This is a genomic window from Kitasatospora sp. NPDC036755 (assembly GCF_040636595.1).
GTDB lineage: Bacteria > Actinomycetota > Actinomycetes > Streptomycetales > Streptomycetaceae > Kitasatospora.
This window is the reverse complement of the sequence record NZ_JBEZUT010000151.1, coordinates 1-20,388: the sequence shown is the minus strand read 5'-3', so window position 1 is coordinate 20,388 and position 20,388 is coordinate 1. Positions and strand designations below refer to the sequence as shown.

At 74.4% G+C, this 20,388-nt stretch carries 16 protein-coding genes; 11 read left to right on the top strand and 5 right to left on the bottom strand.

Annotation, left to right across the window (positions count from 1 at the left end; translation table 11 throughout):
* Positions 1-74: 74 nt before the first annotated feature.
* The 3 genes from AB0E96_RS22615 to AB0E96_RS22605 all read right to left on the bottom strand — a co-directional run bounded on the left by AB0E96_RS22615 (position 75) and on the right by AB0E96_RS22605 (position 3,628).
* Positions 75-884 carry an AAC(3) family N-acetyltransferase gene (locus tag AB0E96_RS22615; RefSeq protein ID WP_359826510.1) on the bottom strand — a complete coding sequence of 270 codons (810 nt, stop codon included), beginning with the start codon at positions 882-884 and terminating at the stop codon, positions 75-77.
* Between the two features lie 145 nt (positions 885-1,029).
* The gene (locus AB0E96_RS22610; protein ID WP_359826507.1) at positions 1,030-2,145 is read right to left on the bottom strand and encodes an alkene reductase; all 1,116 of its coding nucleotides are present in this window, start codon (positions 2,143-2,145) and stop codon (positions 1,030-1,032) included.
* Positions 2,146-2,179: 34 nt separating this feature from the next.
* On the bottom strand, positions 2,180-3,628 hold the full coding sequence (locus AB0E96_RS22605) for a condensation domain-containing protein (RefSeq protein ID WP_359826504.1): 1,449 nt from the start codon (positions 3,626-3,628) through the stop codon (positions 2,180-2,182).
* 244 nt (positions 3,629-3,872) lie between these two features.
* On the opposite strand from AB0E96_RS22605, the gene AB0E96_RS22600 reads away from it, so the two are divergent.
* The 3 genes from AB0E96_RS22600 to AB0E96_RS22590 all read left to right on the top strand — a co-directional run bounded on the left by AB0E96_RS22600 (position 3,873) and on the right by AB0E96_RS22590 (position 9,215).
* On the top strand, positions 3,873-5,165 hold the full coding sequence (locus AB0E96_RS22600) for an MFS transporter (protein ID WP_359826502.1): 1,293 nt from the start codon (positions 3,873-3,875) through the stop codon (positions 5,163-5,165).
* A 141-nt stretch (positions 5,166-5,306) separates the two neighbouring features.
* Entirely contained in the window at positions 5,307-6,533 is a 1,227-nt protein-coding gene (locus AB0E96_RS22595) for a serine hydrolase domain-containing protein (RefSeq protein ID WP_359826500.1), read from the top strand.
* A gap of 270 nt (positions 6,534-6,803) precedes the next feature.
* Positions 6,804-9,215: a penicillin acylase family protein gene (locus AB0E96_RS22590; RefSeq protein ID WP_359826497.1), complete on the top strand. Its 2,412-nt coding sequence runs from the start codon at positions 6,804-6,806 to the stop codon at positions 9,213-9,215.
* A gap of 108 nt (positions 9,216-9,323) precedes the next feature.
* Here the strand turns inward: AB0E96_RS22590 and AB0E96_RS22585 are convergent, their stop codons facing one another.
* Both AB0E96_RS22585 and AB0E96_RS22580 read right to left on the bottom strand, forming a co-directional pair.
* Positions 9,324-10,622, bottom strand: coding sequence for a cytochrome P450 (locus tag AB0E96_RS22585; protein ID WP_359826496.1), 1,299 nt, complete (start codon positions 10,620-10,622; stop codon positions 9,324-9,326).
* Positions 10,623-10,639: 17 nt separating this feature from the next.
* Positions 10,640-11,995: a glutamine synthetase family protein gene (locus AB0E96_RS22580; RefSeq protein WP_359826494.1), complete on the bottom strand. Its 1,356-nt coding sequence runs from the start codon at positions 11,993-11,995 to the stop codon at positions 10,640-10,642.
* A gap of 409 nt (positions 11,996-12,404) precedes the next feature.
* Between AB0E96_RS22580 and AB0E96_RS22575 the strand changes: the two genes are divergently transcribed.
* The 8 genes from AB0E96_RS22575 (at position 12,405) to AB0E96_RS22540 (ending at position 20,244) form a co-directional block, all read left to right on the top strand.
* Complete coding sequence (locus AB0E96_RS22575) at positions 12,405-12,593, top strand: ferredoxin (protein WP_359826492.1); 189 nt, start codon at positions 12,405-12,407, stop codon at positions 12,591-12,593.
* A gap of 3 nt (positions 12,594-12,596) precedes the next feature.
* Positions 12,597-13,820 (top strand): FAD-dependent oxidoreductase, encoded by a 1,224-nt coding sequence (locus AB0E96_RS22570; protein ID WP_359826490.1) that lies wholly within the window; start codon positions 12,597-12,599, stop codon positions 13,818-13,820.
* Between the two features lie 10 nt (positions 13,821-13,830).
* Complete coding sequence (locus tag AB0E96_RS22565; protein WP_359826488.1) at positions 13,831-14,637, top strand: acetoacetate decarboxylase family protein; 807 nt, start codon at positions 13,831-13,833, stop codon at positions 14,635-14,637.
* A gap of 35 nt (positions 14,638-14,672) precedes the next feature.
* Positions 14,673-16,139, top strand: a complete 1,467-nt coding sequence (locus AB0E96_RS22560) for an aldehyde dehydrogenase (RefSeq protein WP_359826486.1) — start codon at positions 14,673-14,675, stop codon at positions 16,137-16,139.
* On the top strand, positions 16,132-17,067 hold the full coding sequence (locus AB0E96_RS22555) for a 3,4-dihydroxyphenylacetate 2,3-dioxygenase (RefSeq protein ID WP_359826484.1): 936 nt from the start codon (positions 16,132-16,134) through the stop codon (positions 17,065-17,067). Before AB0E96_RS22560 ends, AB0E96_RS22555 begins: the two co-directional genes overlap by 8 nt.
* A 12-nt stretch (positions 17,068-17,079) precedes the next feature.
* On the top strand, positions 17,080-17,925 hold the full coding sequence (locus AB0E96_RS22550) for a fumarylacetoacetate hydrolase family protein (protein WP_359826482.1): 846 nt from the start codon (positions 17,080-17,082) through the stop codon (positions 17,923-17,925).
* A gap of 27 nt (positions 17,926-17,952) precedes the next feature.
* Positions 17,953-18,567, top strand: a complete 615-nt coding sequence (locus tag AB0E96_RS22545) for a TetR family transcriptional regulator (protein ID WP_359826479.1) — start codon at positions 17,953-17,955, stop codon at positions 18,565-18,567.
* Positions 18,568-18,786: 219 nt separating this feature from the next.
* Positions 18,787-20,244, top strand: coding sequence for an APC family permease (locus AB0E96_RS22540; RefSeq protein WP_359826477.1), 1,458 nt, complete (start codon positions 18,787-18,789; stop codon positions 20,242-20,244).
* Positions 20,245-20,388: the final 144 nt, after the last annotated feature.

Genomic DNA, 20,388 nt, shown 5'->3' with positions numbered 1-20,388 from the left:
CCCGCCCCGGGGGGGGGGGGGGGGGGGGGCGGGGGGGCGCCCGCGGGGGGGGGGGGGCCCCCCCCCCCCCGGCCCTACGCCGCTTCGGGGCCGTCGGCCGCCAGCAGTTCGGTGAGGCGGCGGACGGCGAAGGGTATGAGGTCGCGGACCGGGACCAGGCGGCAGGGCGCGTCGCCCACCAGCACCTCGCGGATGCCCGCCCGCTCCTCGAACTCCCGCCCCACCAGCGGGAAGTGGGTGTCGTTGTCGTCCCCCACGTCCGGCGCCTCGATCCACACCCGCTCGCCCTGGATCGCCATCGGGAAACGGCGGAGCTTGAGCCGGCGGTTGGGCGCGAAGGTCTCGGCGTAGTGCAGGAAGGTGTTGCGGTTGTGGCCGACGCCGACCAGCAGGACGTGCCCGCCGAGGTCGTGGAGCGCGCCGAACGGCGACTCCCGGCCGACGGCGAAGCCGAGCGAGCGCCGGGCCGTGACCTCCCGGGCGTGCGCGCCGACGGCGGCGACCGAGACCTGCGGATGGGCGCTGCGCAGGCTCTCCGGCAGGCTGCGCAGCGCCTCCGCCACCGCGCCGGTGCCGGACGGGAGACCGGAGTGGAAGAGCGGTACGGCGGACCGGAGTTCGGCGACCTCCGGGCCGGGCGGACCGCTGTGCCCCGGGGCCGGATCCCGGACGGTGTCGGTGGTGAAGGTGGGCACGGCGACGGTGCCGCCGGGCCCGACCGCCTCGCGCAGGCTGGCGACCACCGCCGCCGCGCCGCCCTCGACCCGGCCGAGGCTGGAGAGCGAGGAGTGCACGATCAGCGCCATGCCCTCACGGACGCCCACCCGGCGCCAGCCCTCGACGAGGTCGGCGGTGGTGAGCGGGCCGGTGCCCGGTGTGGTCATGGTGCCCCCTGCGGTGCTGTTCGTGCTGGGATCGTTCGGGGCCGACCATAGCGGGTCGCACTGACAGTCGGTCAGGACGGGGGTACCGTCGGTCGCCCCGCGGGCCGGGCCGCCGGTCGCCCCGCGGGCCCGCCGGCGGGCCGGATCACCGCCGGGCGGCCGCTCGCAGGCGCGGGTAGTCGGTGTAGCCGGCGGCCTCCTGGCCGTAGAGGTGGGTGGGGTCGACGGCGGCGAGCGGGGCGTTCGCGGCGAACCGTTCCGGCAGGTCGGGATTGGCGATGAAGGCGCGGCCGAAGGAGACCAGGTCGGCCAGGCCGGCGGTGAGCACCGCCTCGCCGCGCTCGCGGTCGGTGGCGGCCCGCTTCTCGCCGACGTTGCCGATCAGCGGGCCGGACCAGCGCGGGCGGAGGTCGGCCAGGGCCGGGTAGTCGTCGTTGTCGGTGAGGTGGAGGTAGGCCAGGCCGAGACCGTCGAGTTCGGCGAGCAGCGCCCGGTAGACCGGGGCCGGGTCGGCCTCCGCCATGCCGAACTGCGGATTGCCGGGGGACAGCCGCAGGCCGAGGCGGTCGGGGCCGACGGCCTCGGCGACGGCGGTGACCAGCTCGATCGGGAAGCGCAGCCGGTCGGCGAGGGTGCGCGGGCCGTACTCGTCGGTGCGCAGGTTGGTGTTGTCGGCCAGGAACTGGTGGATCAGGTAGGAGTTGGCGCCGTGCAGCTCGACGGCGTCGAACCCGGCGGCGAGGGCGAGGCGGGCCGAGGCGACGTGGTCCGCGATGGTGCGGTGGATCTCCTCGCGGGTCATGGCGCGCGGGGTGACGGCCTCGGCCTTCCCGCCGTCCCGGACGTGCACCGGGCCGGGGGCGGGCACGGCGGAGGGGCCGGCCGGGACGTCGCCGATCAGCCGGTTGAGCGGGTGGCCCTGGCGCCCGCCGTGCATCAGCTGGGCGGCGATCCGCCCGCCGGCGGCGTGCACGGCGGCCGTCACCGTGCGCCAGCCGCGCACGTGCGCGGGCGTCTCCAGGCCGGGCAGGCGCCAGCCGGACTGGCCCTGCCGGCTGGGCCAGATGCCTTCGGTGACGATCAGGCCGGCGCTCGCGCGCTGGGCGTAGTACTCGGCGACGACGGGCAGCGGCGTGCCGTCCTCGGCGGCCCGGTACCGCGTCATCGGGGCCATGACGACGCGGTTCGGCAGTTCGAGCCGGCCGAGGCGGTACGGGGTGAGCAGGGACGCGGTGGTGGTCGTGGTCGTGGTCGTGGTCACGTCGGTACGGTAGAACCTGACATCGGTGTCAGATTCAAGCCCGGTCGGCGCTCCCGGCCCCGGCGCTCCCCATCCCGGCGCTCCCCATCCCGGCGCTCCCCATCCCGGCGCTCCCCATCCCGGCGCTCCCGGCCCCGGCCGGGGCCTCGGTGCCGGCTGCGGCTGCGGCTTCGGTGAGGATCAGCTCCTCGATGCCGTAGAGGAACCGTTCCATCGCGGGGCGCGGGAGTACGGTCGGGTCCGCCGTCATGGCCAGGCTCAGCGCCTCGGCGGACTGCAGGGCGTCCAGGGCGTAGGTCAGGCCGGGGCGCGGCTCGAACTCCGCCGGCCAGCTGAGGGTGGTCCGGTCGTCGCCGGGGTCGGCGGCGGCCGGGAGCAGGTCCCGGGTGTCGTTGAAGACGCAGGAGCGGTCGGCCAGCGGGGCCCCCTCGGCGGCCAGCAGGGCGAGTTCGGCGGCGAGGGCCGCCTTGTCGTAGTACGCGTGGCGGTAGGTGCCGATCGCCGCCGCGTGGGTGCGGCGCACGACCTCGCCGAACTCGGCGGTGGCGTCCGGGAGGTGGAACAGTCCGTCGCCCGCGACCACGCTCACCGCGTGGGCCAGTTCGGGCAGGAAGCGGTTGTTGACCACCACGTTCAGGACGGCCTCGGTCGAGCCGGCGAGACGGGCGGTCATCGCGGCCGTCGCGGCGAGCAGTACCGAGCCCGTGCTGACCCGGTGCGCGGCCGCCACCCGCTCGACGGCCCGGGGCAGGGCGGGGGAGCGGAGCACCGCGTTCGGGAACCGGTCCGGCTGTCCGGTGGCCGGGGGGAAGAGCCGGGGCGGGCCGAGCCGGAGCTTGCGGACGAACTGCCTGCGGGCCGCCGCGTCGCGCCGCAGCCCCCGCTCGGAGGTCTGGAACCCGGCTTCCTCCAGCGGCTGTTGGGCGGGTGCGCGCAGCCCGGCCAACTCCTCGGGGGAGGTGCCGAGGCAGAGCGCGGACAGGTCGGCGACCAGGCGGCTCATGCCGGAGCCGTCCACGGCGGTGTGCGAGAGCACCAGGCTGAGGTGCCGGACCAGCCCGTCCGCCGTGACGGCGCCGATCCGGACCGGCCACTCGGTGGCGGTGTCGAAGGCCTGCGCCGCCAGTTCCCCGTGCAGTCGGGCGCCGAGCTCGGCGGGGTTCTCCCGCTCCCCGGCGGTCAGCAGGTGGACGCCCAGGGTTCCCTCGCCGTCGACGACCTGGCGCAGGACCCCGGCCCCGTCGGCCGGCAGTCGGGTGTGCAGTGAGTCGTGCAGGTGCAGCAGCTGCTCCAGTGCGGTGAGTAGGACGGGCAGGGGCACCCCCGGGTCCAGCGGCGCCGCGGCGGCGATGTTGTAGCGCGGCGCGTCGGCCGCCGGCAGCTGTCGTACGGCGTCCCAGATGGCCCGTTGGCCCCAGGTGGCCGGTCCGGACCCGGTGCGTCCGGACGAGAAGGCGATCTCCAGCAGTTGACGAGTGGTCACCGTTCGGCTCTCCGTGGTGCGGTGGTCGTTGAGTCGTGCCGGTGCGTTAGGAGCGCGGGTGCTGCTGGGGAGAGTGTGGCGCACCGCCCGCCGCGCGTCGAGGGTCCGGCCGGCTGTCGGGGCCGGGGGCCGACCGCCGGGGTCGACTGCCGGGGGTTCCGGAAGTCTCTTGATATGAAGTATCTTGATATCGAGATTGATGGCGACGGAACAACGGGGGCCTGTCATGCGGGGGAACGGACTGATGGCGCAGCTGCGGCGGCCACCGGGCGGACGGGACGCCCGGATCATGCTGCTGGCGCAGGGCGTCGACCGGACCGGCACCGGAGTGTGGGCGGCCGCCTCGGTGCTCTACTTCACCTACGTGTGCGGGATGGACGCGCGGCAGCTCGGACTGCTGCTCGGGGTGGGCGCGGTGGCGGGGATCGCCGGGTCCCCGCTGGCCGGGCGGGCGGCCGAGCGGGTGCCGGTGCGGTGGCTGCTGATCGGCTGCCACCTGCTGCGGCTGGGGGCCATGGGGCTGCTGCTGGTGGTCGACGACTTCACCGCGCTGCTGCCCGTGGTGGCCCTGATCTGCCTGGCCGAGCGGGCGGCCAAGACGCTGGAGATGCTGTTCGCCACCCGGGTGGCGGGGGAGCGGCGGGCCACCTACCAGGCGCTGTTCCGCAGTGTGGCCAACGCCGGGTACGCGCTCGGCGCGGGCGTCGCGGCGATCGGGCTGGCGGTCGGCACCACGGGCGCCTACCGGGCGCTGATCCTGGCCAACGGGCTGTCCTACGTGCTGGCCGCCGCGCTGGTCCGGCGCACCCGAGAGCCGTCCGGGCGCGGCCTGGTCGCGGCGGAGGCCGGGGAGGAGCCCGCCGGGGCGCCGGCCGCCCCGCCGAGCCCCTGGCGGGACCGCGGCTACCTGCGGTTCGTCCTGCTGGACATACCGCTGAACCTGGACGACTCGATCCTCAACGTCGGGCTGCCGCTCTGGCTGGTCCACCACACCGGTGCGCCGCACGCCGTCGTCCCGGTCTTCCTGGTGCTCAACACGGTGCTCGTGGTGCTGCTCCAACTGCGGGTCTCGGCCCGGGCGGAGGGGGCGCTCGGGGCGGCCGCGGCGGTGCGCTGGTACGGGGTGACGGTGCTGGCCGGCTGCCTGCTGATCGCGCTCTCCACCGGAGCCGGCCCGGTCGCGTCCTCGGCCGCGCTGCTGGCCGCGGCCCTGCTGGTCACCCTGGCGGAGCTGCTGCGCTCGGTGAGCTCCTGGGAGTTGGCGGTGGTGCTGGCCCCGCCGGGCGCCCGGGCCTCCTACCTCGGGGTCGCCGGGATGTCCCAGTCGGTGCAGAAGTCGGTGGGGCCGCTGGTGCTGACCGGGGTGGTGATGGCGGCCGGACCGGTCGGCTGGCTGGGGCTCGGCGCCGTGACCGTCGGCCTCGGCGTGCTCCAACGCCGTTCCAGCCTGCGGCGGTTGGCGGCACTGGACGCGGCGGCCGGTGGTCCGGCGGCCGCGCCGGCGGGCTCGGCCGCCGCCACGGCCCCGGTGGGCTGAACCGGCGCGCCGGCACCCCCGAGTGCTCCCCGGGTCTCCTCCCGGGGAGCACTCGGGGGGCGATCGGGGACATCCCCGATCCGGCCCCGAGAAGCGCCGGTCGGCGGCCCGTGCCCGGCCGGGCGCGGTTAGCGTGCGGCCATGACTTCGACCAAGGCATCGACCCCGCGCAAGCGGCTCGCCGTGGCGGCCGGCGTCGCCGTGCTGCTCTGCGCCGACGCGGCCACCGCCGTCGCCCGGCCCGCCGGTCCGCCCGCCGCCGCCGACTTGTCCGCGCCCGCGGGCTCGTCCGCCACCGCCGGGCCGTCCGTCCCGGAGCAGTTGCGCCGGGACACCGCCGCGCTCCACGACCTCGGCATCAGCGGCGTCCAGGCCCGGGCGATCGGGCCCGACGGCCGGCAGGCGGTCGCCACCAGCGGCACCGCCGACGTGACCACCGGCCGCCCCGTCTCCCCCGACGGCTACTTCCGGATGGCCAGCACGGCCAAGACACTGGTCGCCACCGTCGTCCTCCAACTGGAGGCCGAGGGAAGGCTGTCGCTGGACGACACCGTCGGGCACTGGCTGCCGGAGGTGGCGCGGGCCAAGGGCGGCGCCGGGATCACCGTCCGCCGGCTGCTCCAGCACACCGGGGGCATCAAGGACGACCTGCCCGGATACGGGACGAAGGACGAGTACGAGCAGGAGCGCCACAAGGTGTACACCCCCGAGGAGTTGGTGGCCAGGGCCGAGTTCCTCGACGACACGGGCTGGAGGTACTCCAACACCGGCTACATCATGCTCGACATGATCATCGAGCGGGCCACCGGCCGCCCCGCCGAGCGGGAGGTCGAGGACCGCGTCCTGCGCCCGCTCGGCCTCGACCGGACGCGGACGACGGGCACCTCTCCCACCCTGCCCCGGCCCCACGCCCGGGCGTACCAGCTCTTCCCCGCCCCCGACGGCCGGGTGGACGTCACCGAGCAGATCCCGATGGTCAGCGGGCTCTCGTGGGTCACCACCACACGGGACGAGAACGTCTTCCTCCGTGCGCTGCTCGGCGGCCGGCTGCTGCCGGCGCGGCAGCTGGCCGAGATGAAGGAGACCGTGCCGGTGGACGCCGCCACGGAAGCGCTGTGGCCCCACGGGCGGTACGGGCTCGGTCTGGTCGAACGTCCGCTGGACTGCGGGGGGAGCTTCTGGGGCCACGACGGCGGGGACGCCGGTTTCATCACCGTCAACGGCGTGACGGAGGACGGCCGGCGCAGCGCGGTGGTCTCCATGTCCGAGGCGCTCGGCGACACCCCGGACCACATCGAGGCGCAGGAGGGGGCGGCCGGCGCGCTGATCGAGCACGCCCTGTGCGCCGGGAGCCCCGGCGGCAGGTGAGCGGCACACCCCGGTGCGAGGCGCGCCCTCGTCCGAGTGAGGCTTGCGGTCGGCCCGGAGCGCGGGTGATACGCGTGTGCGACACCCGCCGGGCCGGCCGACTCGCCCTCCTGGGCGAATCGTTCCCACTGTCGGTTCGCCACCGGGGTCGTCTCCTCCCGGAGGCGTACCCGGGTAGGCCGCGGGATCGAGGCCGGGTCGTCCCGAGGGGCGATGACCGGCCGTGGAAGGGACGGCAACGTGGTGGTCATGACGCAAGATGAGAAAAGAATGAATGAACGTCAGTTCCGCTCACGGGTGGGGAGGTTCGCGTCCGGAGTGCTCGCGCTCGGGCTGGCGTCCGCGCTGCTGGCGGGGACGGCGCCCGCTTCGGCGCGGGCCGCGGACGCCGGGCCCGGGGCGGACGCCGACCGGGGCGGCTGGACCGCGAGGATCAGCCGGACCGAGAACGGTGTGCCGCACGTCCTCGCCCGCGACTTCGGCGGACTCGGCTACGGCTACGGGTACGCCTTCGCCCAGGACAACCTGTGCCAACTGGCCGACCAGGTGGTCACCGTGCGCGGCGAGCGCTCGCGTCACTTCGGCCCGGACGGCCGGACCGTCGACCGGGTGACCAACCTGGTGAGCGACACCTACCAGCGGGGCGTGCTGAGCTCCGGCACGGTGCGCCGGCTGCGGGCCGCCCCCGCGCCGCTCGGCCCGACCGACGAGGCGCGGCACCTGGTGGACGGCTACGTCGCCGGGTACAACCGCTACCTGCGCGACACCGGAACCGACCACCTCCCGGACCCGTCCTGCCGGGGGAAGGCCTGGGTCGGGCCGATCACCGCGGACGACCTGTGGAACATCCTCTACAGCGTCAACACCCTGGCGGGCAGCTTCGCCGCCCAGCAGGAGATCGCCACCGCCGTCCCGGGCGGCGCGACCGCGACCGCGGCCGGGGCCGAGCCGGCCGTCCCCCGGATCGCCGCTCCCGGCCGCTCCGCCGACAACCCCGAACTCGGCAGCAACGCCTGGGCGATCGGACGCGACGCCAGCCGCAGCGGCAACGGCCTGCTGCTGGCCAACCCGCACCTCCAGTGGGCCGGCCCGGACCGCTTCTACCAGGCCCAGCTGACCATCCCCGGCGTCCTGGACGTCGCCGGCGCCGGGCTGTACGGCATCCCCTTCCTCCAGATCGGCCACACCCGCGGCCTCGCCTGGAGCCACACCAGCAGCTACGCGGACCACTACACCCTGCACCGGCTCACGCTGGTGCCCGGGGACCCGACCGCGTACCTGGTGGACGGCAAGGCCGAGCGGATGGCCCGGGAGGACGTGCGGGTCACCGTCCGGGCCGCCGACGGGACGCTGTCCACCGTCGACAGGACCGTCTACCGCTCACGCCTCGGCTACGTCCTCGCCAACGGCTGGACCGGGGAGCAGGCCTACACCCTCGACGACGCCAACGCCGAGAACCTGCGCTCCCTGAACCAGTGGGTGGCGATCGGCCGCTCGCAGAACCTCGACGACCTGCGCCGCGCCCAGCGCACCTACCAGGGCCTCCCCTGGGTGTACACCACGGCCGTCGACTCCAGCGGCACCACCTGGTTCACCGACGCCTCCGCCGTCCCGCACCTGCCCGACGCCCAGCGCGACCGCTGCCTGGTCGCCGACACCCCGATGGGGCGGATCCTGGACGGCTCGACCACCGCCTGCGACCCGGGCAGCGACCCGGACGCGCTCGTGCCCGGCGTGTTCGGCCCCGCCAACCACCCGAGCCTGACCCGCACCGACTACGTCGCCAACTCCAACAGCGGCCCGTACCTGACCAACCCGGACGCGCCGATCACCGGCCTGCCGGCCGTCTACCAGGGCGCCTCCGAGCGGATGCTGCGGACCCAGCTGGGCCTGCGGATGATCGCCGACCGCAGGGCCGGCACCGACGGCCTCGGCGCCCCCGGCTTCACCCTCGGCTCGCTCCAGGCCACGATGTTCGGCAACCGGGTGCAGAGCGCCGAACTCGACCGCGACGACGCCGTGGCCCTGTGCCGCGCCCACCCGGAGATCACCGCGACCGACGGCACCAGGGTCGACGTGCGCCCGGCCTGCGACGCGCTCGCCGCCTGGGACACCCGGGCCGACGCCGACAGCCGGGGCACCGTGCTCTGGCAGGCCTACCGGGACGCGCTGGCGCGCACCGGCACCACGGCCTGGCAGACCGTCCCGGCCGACCCGGCCCTGCCGCTGACCACCCCGCGCGGCATCGACGCGGCCGACCCGGACGCCCAGCGCGCCCTGGCCGACGCGGTGCGGGACCTGGCGGCCCGCGGTCTGCCGGTGGACGCCCCTATCGGCCTGGTCCAGCGCTGGGCGGGTGTCCCGCTGCACGGCTGCTCCCACCAGCTGGGCTGCTTCAACGTGGTCACCGCCGGACCGGACTCCGGCGCCGGCGGCGGCACCTACCCGACGAACCCGGGCACCGTCCCGCACGGCACCAGCTTCGTGATGGCGACCGAGCTGACCGACCGGGGCCCGCGCACCCGGACGCTGCTCACCTACGGGCAGTCCGCCGACCCGACCTCGCCGCACTTCGCCGACCAGACCCGTGCCTACGCCCGCAAGCAGTGGACGACCGAGCGCTTCACCGCGGCCGAGATCGCCGCCGCCCCGGGCCTCGCCGTCACCGTCCTGCGCCGCTGATCCCGGCGGACGAGCCCGCTGGGGCCCGGAGTCGTGCTCCGGGCCCCACCGGGCACGGGCGTCGGGTCGACGTCGGGCGCGGGCTCAGGCGCGGGCTCAGGCGACGGCTCAGGCGAGGGTGACCTCGACGGGGAGCCTCTTGATGCCGTTCACGAAGTTGGACCGCACCCGCGGGACGTCCCCGACGAGCCTGATGCCCGCCAGGCGCGGGATGAGCTCCTCGAACATGATGCGGATCTCGGTGCGCGCGAGCAGGTTGCCCAGGCACAGGTGGGGGCTGCCCTTGCCGAAGGTGACGTGGTCGTTGTCCCGGCGGGTCACGTCGAAGTCGTAGGGGTTGCCGAAGACCTCCTCGTCGCGGTTGCCGGAGGCGAACCACATGACGACCTTGTCGCCCTCCCTGATGCGCTTGCCGCCGAGTTCGACGTCGCGGGTGGCCGTGCGGCGGAAGTGGTAGACGGGGGAGGCCCAGCGCAGGAACTCCTCGACCGCGGCGGGGATCAGGGAGGGGTCGTCCCGGAGGCGGGCGAGCTGTTCGGGGTGCTGGAGCAGGGCCAGCATGGAGTGGCTGATGGTGTGCCGGGTGGTCTCGTTGCCGGCGACGACCAGGAGCAGGAAGTAGTTGTCGAAGTCCTGCGCGGAGAGCGGCACGCCGTCGCGCGGGGTCTCGTTGACCAGCCTGGAGATCAGGTCGGTGCCGGATCCGCCGCGCCGCTGCTCGGCGAGTTCCCGGCCGTAGGCGAAGACCTCCAGCGAGGCGGGGGAGCGGAACGGCAGGTCGCGGTACTTCTCGCTCTCCGCGCTGTGCAGCAGGACGTCGGCGTAGTCCGGGTCGGTGTTGCCGATGATCCGGTTGCCCCAGTCGATGAGCTGCTGGTTGTCCTCCGGCGGCACGTCCAGGAGGCGGGCGAGGACGTTGATCGGGAAGTCGGCGGAGACCTCCTTGACGAAGTCGAAGCTGCCCTTGGCCAGGGCGGCGTCCAGCGTGGTGGCGGTCAGCCCGCGCAGGAAGTCGGCGTAGCTGTTGATGACGCCCGCGCCGAACTGGCGCTGGAGGACGCTGCGCAGGGCGCGGTGGCGGACGCCGTCCAGCTCCAGGATGGAGGCGCGCTTCTTGATCTGGTCGTCGTCGACCTCCTCCAGGTTGACGAACCTGGTCGAGGTGAAGGTCTCGGCGTCCCGGTCGACGCGGGCGATGTCGGCGTGCCGGGTGACCGACCAGAAGCCGGAGTTGGGCGCCTCCTCCGGCTGCCAGTGGACCGGGTCCTCGTGGCGCAGGGTGTGGAACATCCGCCACGGCGTGACGCCGTCGGCGAAGTTGTCGAGATCGGCCAGGTTCACCTGGTCGAGGGGCATCGGTTCGTCGATGGCACCGGAGGGGGTCGGGGTGGACGGCACGGTGGTCATGGTTGGTCTCCTCGGGCTTACAGGTGGTACGCGTACTCGGTGAACTCCCAGTCGGTGACGTGCCGTTGGAAGCGGGCGACCTCGTCGCGCTTGTACGAGAGGTAGGCGCCGACGAAGTCCCGGCCGAGCACCTCGGTCAGGGCGGTGTCCGCCTCCAGCGCGTCGAGGGCCTCGGGCAGGGACATCGGCAGGACCGCGGACCGGGCGACGTCGTAGCCGTAGCCCTCCAGCGGGGCGGCGGGCTCCTCGCCGGCGACGACGCCCAGCAGCGAGGCCGCGACGGTTCCCGCGATCAGCAGGTAGGGGTTGGCGCTGGCGTCCCCCAGCCGCAGCTCGAACCGGCTGCCGGAGCCGCGCTCCGGCGGGATGCGGACCATGGCGCTGCGGTTGTCCAGCCCCCAGTCGATCAGCCAGGGGGCGAGGGTGTCCGGGCCGAAGCGCTTGTAGGAGTTCACCGTCGGGTTGGCCAGCGCGGCGAGCGCCGGGGCGTGGGCCAGGACGCCGGCCACCGCGTGGCGCGCGGTCGCGCTCAGGCCGTACGGCGCGGCCGGGTCCGCGAAGGCGTTGCCGCCCGCGTCGTCCACGCAGGACAGGTGGAGGTGGAAGCCGGAGCCGCCGGCGCCCTGGAACGGCTTGGCCATGAAGGTGGCCAACCGGCCTTCCTTGCGGGCGAGTTCCTTCACGGCGGCCTTGAAGCGGAAGGCGCGGTCCGCGGCCTCCATGGCGTCGGAGTGGTTCAGGTTGATCTCGAACTGGGAGCCGTCGAACTCGTGGTTGCCGTTGGTGATGCCGATGCCGAGGTCGCGCAGCAGGCGCAGGGTGCGCAGCAGGTGGTTGTCGCCGTCCGCGCGCAGGCCGGCCGTGTAGACCACGCCGGTGGCCTCGCTGTAACGGCGCCAGCCCTGCGGGGTCCCGGGGGCGGCGTCGCACAGGAAGTACTCCAACTCCGGCCCCACGACGGGGTGCAGGCCGTACTGCCGGCAGCGTTCGACGACCGTGCGCAGCAGGTCCCGGGGGGATTCCGGGGCGGGCCGTCCGGTGGCGGGGTCGGTGACGTCGCCCAGGCAGCTGGCGACTCCGGGCTCCCAGGGCAGGGCGGTCAGGGTGGTGAGGTCGGGGCGCACGCAGATGTCGGGCAGTCCGGCGTCCAGGCCCCCGGCGACGGGGACCACGTCGCCCTGGGGGCTGGTGTGGTAGACGGCGCGGCAGAAGGCGAGTCCGTGGTCGCAGGCCGAGGGCAGGTGGTCCAGCAGGACGTCCCGGGCCCGCTCGGTGCCGATGAGGTCGGGGTAGGTCACCCGGACCACGTCGATGCCCTGGGCGGCCAGCCGTTCCACGTGCTGGCGGACGGGCGGGATGTCGGATGCGCTCACCGGTGTCTCCTCTGGGGGGAAGTGCGGCGCCTCCCGTGCTCACGGCGTCGGGAGGGCCAGGGCGCACGGCAGTGGCGGAGGGGGTGGGGGAGGGGGCGCGGCGGCTTCGGACCGCGGGGTGGGGCGGGGCGCCGCTCGCTCGCTGGTGGCAAACGGTAGGTATGCCGGTCGCTCTCCCGCAAGGGGTCTGCCCCAGAAATTTATCCATCCGGATAGCTATTGACCAGAGGCCGGCTGCTTCCTATGTTATTTGACATCAAACGTTTTGGCGGTCCCTGTGCACCGCCCCCGGGGCGGCCACCGCCCTCGCGCGGCGTCCCCCGCCCCCCTCGGCCGTGATCCGGCCCCGCGGGCCCACGCCCCCTCACCCCCCTCGCCCGACGAGCCCCCACCACCAGGAGGACCGGCCATGAAGGTCGTCGTCGACATGAACAAGTGCCAGGACCACGGCCAGTGCGTCTTCGCCGCCCCCGACGTCTTCCGCTTCGACGACGACGGACGCCTCGCGTACGTCGCCGACCCCGACGAGTCCCTGCGCGCCGACGTCGAGGAGGCCGCCGACGTCTGCCCGCTGCAGGCCATCCGGATCGAGGACTGAGCCGTGACCGCACCCATCGTCGTGGCCGGCGCCTCCATGGCCGGGCTGCGCGCCGCCGAACAGCTGCGCGCCGCCGGCTGGGACGGGCCGATCACCCTGGTCGGGGACGAGCCCCACATGCCGTACAACCGGCCCCCGCTGTCCAAGGAGGTCCTGGCCGGCCGGGCGTCCTTCGAGTCGCTCGCCTTCCGGCCCCGGGCCAGCGTCGGCGACGTGCGGTGGCACCTGGGCACCACGGTCGTCCGGGCCGACCTCGACCGCCGGACCGTCGAGCTCGGCAACGGGGAGACCCTGGCCTACCGCGGCCTCGTCGTGGCCACCGGCATGCGCCCCCGGCGACTGCGCTGCCCAGGCCCCGCCACCGGACGGCACACCGTCCGCACGCTCACCGACGCCCGCGGGCTGCGCGAGGCGCTGACCCGGCCGGGCGTGCGCCTGGTCGTGGTGGGCGCCGGCTTCATCGGCTGCGAGGTGGCCGCCACCGCCGTGGCCCTCGGCGCCGCCGAGGTCACCGTCGTCGACCCGCAGCCGCTGCCCATGGTCGGCCCGCTGGGCGAACTGCTCGCCCGGGCGCTGCTCGACCGGCACGAGCGGCGGGGCGTGCGCTTCGCCCTCGGCACCGGGGTGACCGGCTTCCTCGGCGAGGGTGCCGTCACCGGTGTGGCCCTGGCCGACGGCCGGGTCCTGGACGCGGACGTGGTGGTCGAGTCGGTCGGCTCCGTCGCCAACACCGAATGGCTCGACGGCAACGGCCTCGACCTCTCCGACGGGGTGCTCACCGACGAGCACCTGCGGGCCGGCGGCCGCCCCGAGGTGATCGCCGTCGGCGACGTCGCCCGCTTCCCCAACGCCCGCTACGACGGCGTGCCGCGCCGCGTCGAGCACTGGTCCATCCCCACCGACACGGCCAAGCACGCCGCGACGGTGCTCGCCGCGCACCTCGCCGGCACCGACCACGGCCTCGCGCCGTTCGCCCCGCTGCCGACCTTCTGGAGCGACCAGCACGACTTCCGGCTCCAGTCCTTCGGCGCCCCCGCCCTCGGCCGGGACGACGCGCGCGTCCTCGACGGCGACCTCGACGGGGACGTCCTGGTCGGCTACCACCGGGCCGGGCGACTGGTCGGCGTCGTCTCGCTGGGCGGCCGGAGCGCCGCGGCCGCGGCCGCCCGCCACCGCGCCGAACTGCTCCGGCAGCCCGCCCTCCCGCAACCCGCCCCCACCGCGTAAGGAACCCCAAGTGGCCAGTGTCCGTGGATACTTCCACCCCAAGACGGCGACCGGCGCCTCCTCGCTGATCCCCTCGCCGCCCTGGCGCTACTCCGGCGACCTGCTCACCGTCGAGTACCGCACCGACCCGGCCCGGGTGCGCGAACTGCTGCCCGAACCGCTGGAGCTCGCCGACGAGGACCCGGGCGCCGTCGCACTGATCTGGGCCGACTGGCAGTCCTGCTCCGCCGACGGGCGGGAGCTGCTCGACCCGGTGCTCGCCCAGTACAAGGAGGCGTTCGCCGTCGTCCGCTGCACCTACCGGGGGCAGACGTACAGCCGCTGCGTGTACATCTGGGTCGACAAGGACTTCGCGATCGCCCGGGGCCTGCACCAGGGCTACCCCAAGAAGCTCGGCTCCATCCACCAGACCCGGCCGCACCCGTACGGGCCGGCCCCGCGGATCGAGGCCGGCGCCCGGTTCGGCGCGACCCTGGCCGCCGCGGACCGGCGCCTGGCCCAGGTCGTCGTCACCCTGCGCGAGCCGTCCGGGACCAACGGCTTCGTCAACGGCCACCCGATGGCCCACCACCGCTGGCTGCCCTCCATCGAGAAGGGCAAGGGCCTCGCCCTGGACGAGCTGGTCGAGTCCGGCGCCTCCTCCTTCGAAGCCGGCACGCCCTGGGTGGGCGACGCCGAGCTGGAGCTGTTCGAGGCGCCCACCGAGGAGCTGGCCCGGCTGGAGGTCCGCGAGCCGATCGCCGCCTACTACCGGCAGGTCGGCGTGGTGTGGGACGGCGGCCGACTGCTCGAGTCGAACACCTCCGCCGCCGAGTGAACCCCCGCCGCACCGACCAGGAGGAACCCGCAGACATGAGCGACCACACCACCACCGTCGCCGGGGTCGCCGTCGACACCCGGCACTGGATCGGCGGCGAGCGCGTCGCCTCCGCCGGCACCTTCACCGACGTCTCGCCCGTCGACGGCGGCGTCCTCGGCGAGATCGCCCGGGGCACCGCCGCGGAGGCCGCCGCCGCGGTCGCCGCCGCCAAGGCGGCCTTCCCCGGCTGGGCGGCCACCCCGCGCGAGGAGCGGGCCCGCGTCCTGCACGCGATCGCCGACGGCGTGGAACGCCGGCTGGAGGAGCTGGCCGTCGTGGAGACGGCCGACAACGGCGCCCTGCTGCGCTCGCACCGGCGCGGCGTGATGCCCCGGGTCGCGCACAACTTCCGGTTCTTCGCCGACTGGCTGCTGCGCCTCGGCCACGAGGACTTCGACACCCGCGGCCACACCAACCACGTCAGCTGGGACCCGGCCGGCCCCTGCGTGCTGATCACCCCGTGGAACGCGCCGCTGATGCTGGCCACCTGGAAGGTCGCCCCGGCGCTGGCGGCCGGCAACAGCGTCGTCCTCAAGCCCGCCGAGTGGTCGCCGCTGACGGCCTCGCTGCTCGCCGACATCGCCGCCGAGGCGGGGCTGCCGGCCGGCGTCCTCAACGTGGTGCAGGGCTACGGCTCCGAGATCGGCGACGCCCTCACCGGGCACCCGGACGTGCGCCGGATCAGCTTCACCGGGTCCGTCCCGACGGCCCGGCACATCGCCGCCTCGGCCGCCGCCAACCTCACCCCGCTCAGCCTCGAACTGGGCGGCAAGTCCCCGCTGCTGGTCTTCGCCGACGCCGACCTCGACCTCGCCGTCGACCTCGCGGTGGAGCAGTACGACAACGCCGGGCAGGTCTGCCTGGCCGCCACCCGGCTGCTGGTCGAGGAGGGCGTCGCCGAGGAGTTCACCCGCCGCTTCGTCGCCCGGGCCGCGGGCCTCGTGCAGGGCGACCCGCGCGACGAGGCGACCGACATCGGCCCCACCATCCACCCCCGCCAGCTGGAGAAGATCGACGGCTTCGTGCAGCGGGCCGTGAAGGCCGGTGCCCGCGCCGTGATCGGCGGCCACCGCCGGGAGGACGGCCAGTACTACGCGCCGACCCTGCTCGCCGACGTCGCCCAGGACTCGGAGATCGTCCAGGAGGAGGTCTTCGGCCCCGTGCTGACCCTGCAGACCTTCCGCGACGAGGAGGAGGCCGTCCGGCTGGCCAACGACACCCGCTTCGGGCTGGCGGCCACCCTGGCCACCGGCGACCGGGAGCGCGCCCGGCGCGTCACCGCGCGGCTGGTGGCGGGCACCGTCTGGGTCAACTGCTTCTTCGTCCGCGACCTCCGGGCCCCGTTCGGCGGCTCCCGGCACTCGGGCGTCGGCCGCGAGGGCGGCACCTGGAGCTTCGACTTCTACTGCGACCTCAAGAACACCGTCACCTCGCCGAAGGGCTGGAACGGCCATGGGTGAGATCGTCGGGGCCGGGCTGCTCGCCCACGTCCCCACCATCGTGCTGCCCGAGGAGACCAGGCTCCGGCTGAACGAGGGCAAGGAGATCACCCTCGTCACCGGCCTGCGGCAGCTGCGCGAGGACGTCTTCGCCCGGGCGGACTACGACACCGTCGTCGTGCTGGACTCCCACTGGGCGACCACCGTCGAGTTCGTCGTCACCGCCCAGCACCGCCGGGCCGGGCTGTTCACCTCCGAGGAGCTGCCGCGCGGAATGTGCCGGATGCCCTACGACTACCCCGGGGATCCCGAACTCGCCCGCAGCATCGCCTCGTTCGCCGACCGGCACGGCACCTGGATCACCCCGATCGACGACGCGTACCTGCCGGTCTACTACGCCACCATCAACCTCTGGAAGTTCCTCGGCGAGGGCCTGCCCGGCAAGCGCTGGGTGACCATCGGCGTCTGCCAGACCGGCGACATGGAGGACCACCTGCGGCTCGGCCGCGCCCTGGCCGACGGCATCGCCGCCACCCCGGGCCGACGGGTGCTCCTGATCGCCTCCGGCGCCCTGTCCCACACCTTCTGGCCGCTGCGCGAGCTGCGCGACCACGAGTCCGGTGACCCGTCGCACATCTTCACCCCCGAGGCGCGGGCCGCCGACGAGGAGCGGATCGCCTGGTTCAAGGAGGGCCGCCACGACCGGGTACTGGACACCATGGACGAGTTCTGGCGGTACCGGCCCGAGGCCCGCTTCTTCCACTACCTGATGATGGCCGGCGCCCTCGGCGAGCGGGCCTGCACCGCTCCCGCGCGCCAGTACGGCGAGTACGAGAACTCGATCGGCACCGGCCAGGTGCACCTCTGGTTCGACCGCCCCGACAACGGCTGGACGGGCGCCGGACTGCCCGCGCCCGCCGGCCCCCGCAACCCCCACAGCCCGGTCTAGAAAGGCCCCGCCATGCCCGAGTACCGCCGCATCCTCCTCGACGGCGCCGCCGTCCAGACCGTGCGCGAGGGCGACGAACTGGTCGCCGGCGACGGCCGCCGCGTCGCGATCGAGGACGCCCACCACCTGCCGCCGGTCGTCCCCTCCAAGGTGATCGCCGTTCACCTCAACCACCGCAGCCGGGTGGACGAGTTCCGGATCGCCCTGCCGGACACCCCCACGTACTTCCACAAGCCGACCTCCGCGCTCAACTCCCACCGGGGCGCGGTCGTCCGCCCCGAGGGCTGCAAGTGGCTCAACTACGAGGGCGAGGTCGCCATCGTCATCGGCCGCACCGCGCGCAACATCGCCCCGGCCGAGGCGGGGGAGTACATCGCCGGCTACACCGTGGCCAACGACTACGGCCTGCACGACTTCCGGGACACCGACGCCGGCTCCATGCTCCGGGTCAAGGGCTCCGACACGCTGTGCCCGCTCGGCCCCGGGCTGGTCACCGACTGGGACTTCCGCGGCAAGCGGCTGCGGACGTACGTCAACGGCGAGGTCGTCCAGGACGGCTCCACCGACGAGATGACCTGGGACATGCACTACCTCGTCGCCGACATCGCCCGCACCATCACCCTGTACCCCGGCGACGTGCTGCTGTCCGGGACCCCGGCCAACTCCCGTCCGGTGCGGCCGGGGGACGTCGTGGAGGTGGAGGTGGAGGGCCTCGGCCGGCTCGCCAACCGCATCGTCACCGGCCCGACCCCGATCCGCGCCGACGTGGGCGCGCAGCCCACCGAGTCGGAGGAGGTGCTGTCCACCGCCCTGGGCGGGGACTGGGAGTTCCGCGGCATCAGGCCCCCGAAGCGCTGACCGGTGCGCCCCGGTAGGGTCGATCACATGAGCGATCCCGTCAAGCCCGCCGTCGAGCGCAGCCCCCGCAAGCGCGTGACGAACTACGGGACGGGACGGACGGCCCTGCTGGACGCCGCGGTGCGCGTGGTGGCCCGGGGCGGTCTGCGCAAGCTCACCTACCGGGCCGTCGCCCAGGAGGCCGGGGTCACCCACGGGCTCGTCGTGCACTACTTCGGCTCGCGGGACGCGCTGATCGAGGAGGCGCTGACCCATGCCATCCGCTCCTCGCTGAGCGTCAGCGCGCTCGGCGTCGGCGCGGGCCCGGCGACGGAGTTCGCCACCGGTCTCGCGGACATGGTGGAGTCCGGCCCCGAGGTGCAGGCATTCCAGTACGAGCTGCTGCTGGAGGCCCGCCGACGGCCCGAGCTGCTGCCGCACCTGCGCGGCCTCTACGAGGAGTACTTCGAGGCCAGCCGCAGCGAGCTGGGCCGGATCCTGCCCGGGCCGGTGAGCCGCGGCATGTCCCGGCTGGTCTTCGCCGCGTTGGAGGGCCTGGTGCTGCACCAGCTGGTGTTCGGCGAGCGGGACGTCACCGAGGAGGCGCTGGTGGAGCTCCGGGGCCTGCTGGCCGGGCTGGCCGAGGAGCCGGACGAGCGCTGACGGGCGCGCGCCGCTGCTGGGCGCTGCCGCCGGGAACGGTCGGGTACGGCCGGATGCCCCGGGTACGGCCGGGTGTCGCCGGGTGCGGCCGGGTGCGCGTGAGGGCCGGGATCTCCCGTCTCCCGACCCCTTGTCAAACGCCTGGACGCGCCCCACGATGAGGCAACTCGTTTGACCTTAAACGACCTCCCCCCCACTCCAAACTGGCAGGTGATCCGTGTGGACAGTCGGACGACGTCCTCCGAACGGACCGAGCGGGACGCCCCCACCGCGACCACGCTCAAACCCAACGCCCTGGGTGTCCTGGGCATCCTCTTCTTCGTCCTGTCCGGCCAGGCCCCGCTGACCGGCATCGCCGGGGCCGCCCCGATCTCCGTCGCCCTCGGCAACGGCTCCGGCACCCCCGCGGCCTACGTGGTGGCCGGGGCGGTGATCCTGCTCTTCTCCGTCGGGTTCATCGCCATGGGCCGGCACGTCGTGGATGCCGGAGCCTTCTACACGTACATCGGCACCGGCCTCGGCCGGGCCGCCGGCGCGGGCAGCGCGGCCGTCGCCCTGTTCGCCTACTGCGTCATCCAGGCGGGCATGTACGGCCTGTACGGCTCGATCGTCAGCGGGCTGGTCGCCGACCACACCCCGCTGCACCTCCCCTGGTGGGTCTACACGCTGGCCACCATGGCCGTGGTGCAGGTCCTCGGCGCCCTGGGCATCGAGATGGGCGCGAAGGTGCTGGCCGCCTTCGTGCTCGCCGAGTTCAGCATCCTGGCGCTCTTCGGCGTCGTCACCCTCGTCAAGGGCGGCGGGCCGGAGGGCCTCGGGGTGGCCGCCGCCTTCTCCCCGTCGGCCGCCCTCCAGGGCGCGCCGGGCGTCGCCGTGATGTTCGCCCTGGCCTCGATGTTCGGCTTCGAGGCCACCGCCATCTACGGCGAGGAGGCGAGGGAACCCAAGAAGACGGTGCCCCGGGCCACCTACCTCTCGGTGGTCGTGGTCACCGGCTTCTTCGCCCTCACCTCCTGGATGCTGATCTCGGCCTACGGCGCCGACAAGGCGCCCGAGGCGGCGCGGAAGGCGCTCGCCGCCGGGGACTCGGCCGGCTTCGTGTTCGCCCCCGTCACCGACCTGTTCGGCGGCTGGCTCGGCGGCGTCCTGCCGGTCCTCCTGGCCACCTCGCTGTTCGCCGGCGTGCTGACCTTCCACAACTCCGCCAGCCGCTACCTGTTCTGCCTCGGCCGGGACCACCAACTGCCCGCCGCTCTCTGCCGGTTGAACCGCCGGCACGCCCCGGCGGCGGCCGGCCGGGTGCAGACCGCGATCGCCGTGCTGCTGGTCGGGCCCTTCGCGGTGGCCGGCAAGGACCCGGTGCTCACCCTGTTCTCCTGGTTCAGCGGGCTCGCCGTCCTGGCGATGATGCTGCTCTACCTGCTGACCTCGGTGTCGGTGGTGGTGTTCTTCCGCCGCCGGCGCCTGGACACCCGGGTGTGGAACACGGTGATCGCCCCCGTGCTGGGCGCGCTCGGCATCGCCGGCGCGATCTGGCTGATCCTGGCCAACTTCACCACCCTGATCGGCGGCGAGGCCGGCACCGCGCTGTGGCTCGTCCTGTCGGTGCCCGTCGTGATGGCGCTTGGCGTCGCCAACCAGCGGATCCGGCACCGGCGTTCGGGCCGGTCGGGCTGACCGGTCCGACCGCGACCGGTCCGTTCAGGGGTGCGCGCCCGGGGAGCGGGGGGGCCCCCCCCCCCCCCCCCCCCGCGGGGGGGGGGGGGCCCCCAAGACCCACGCCACCCCCCCCCCCAGGCGCCCCCCCGCCCAGACCCCCGA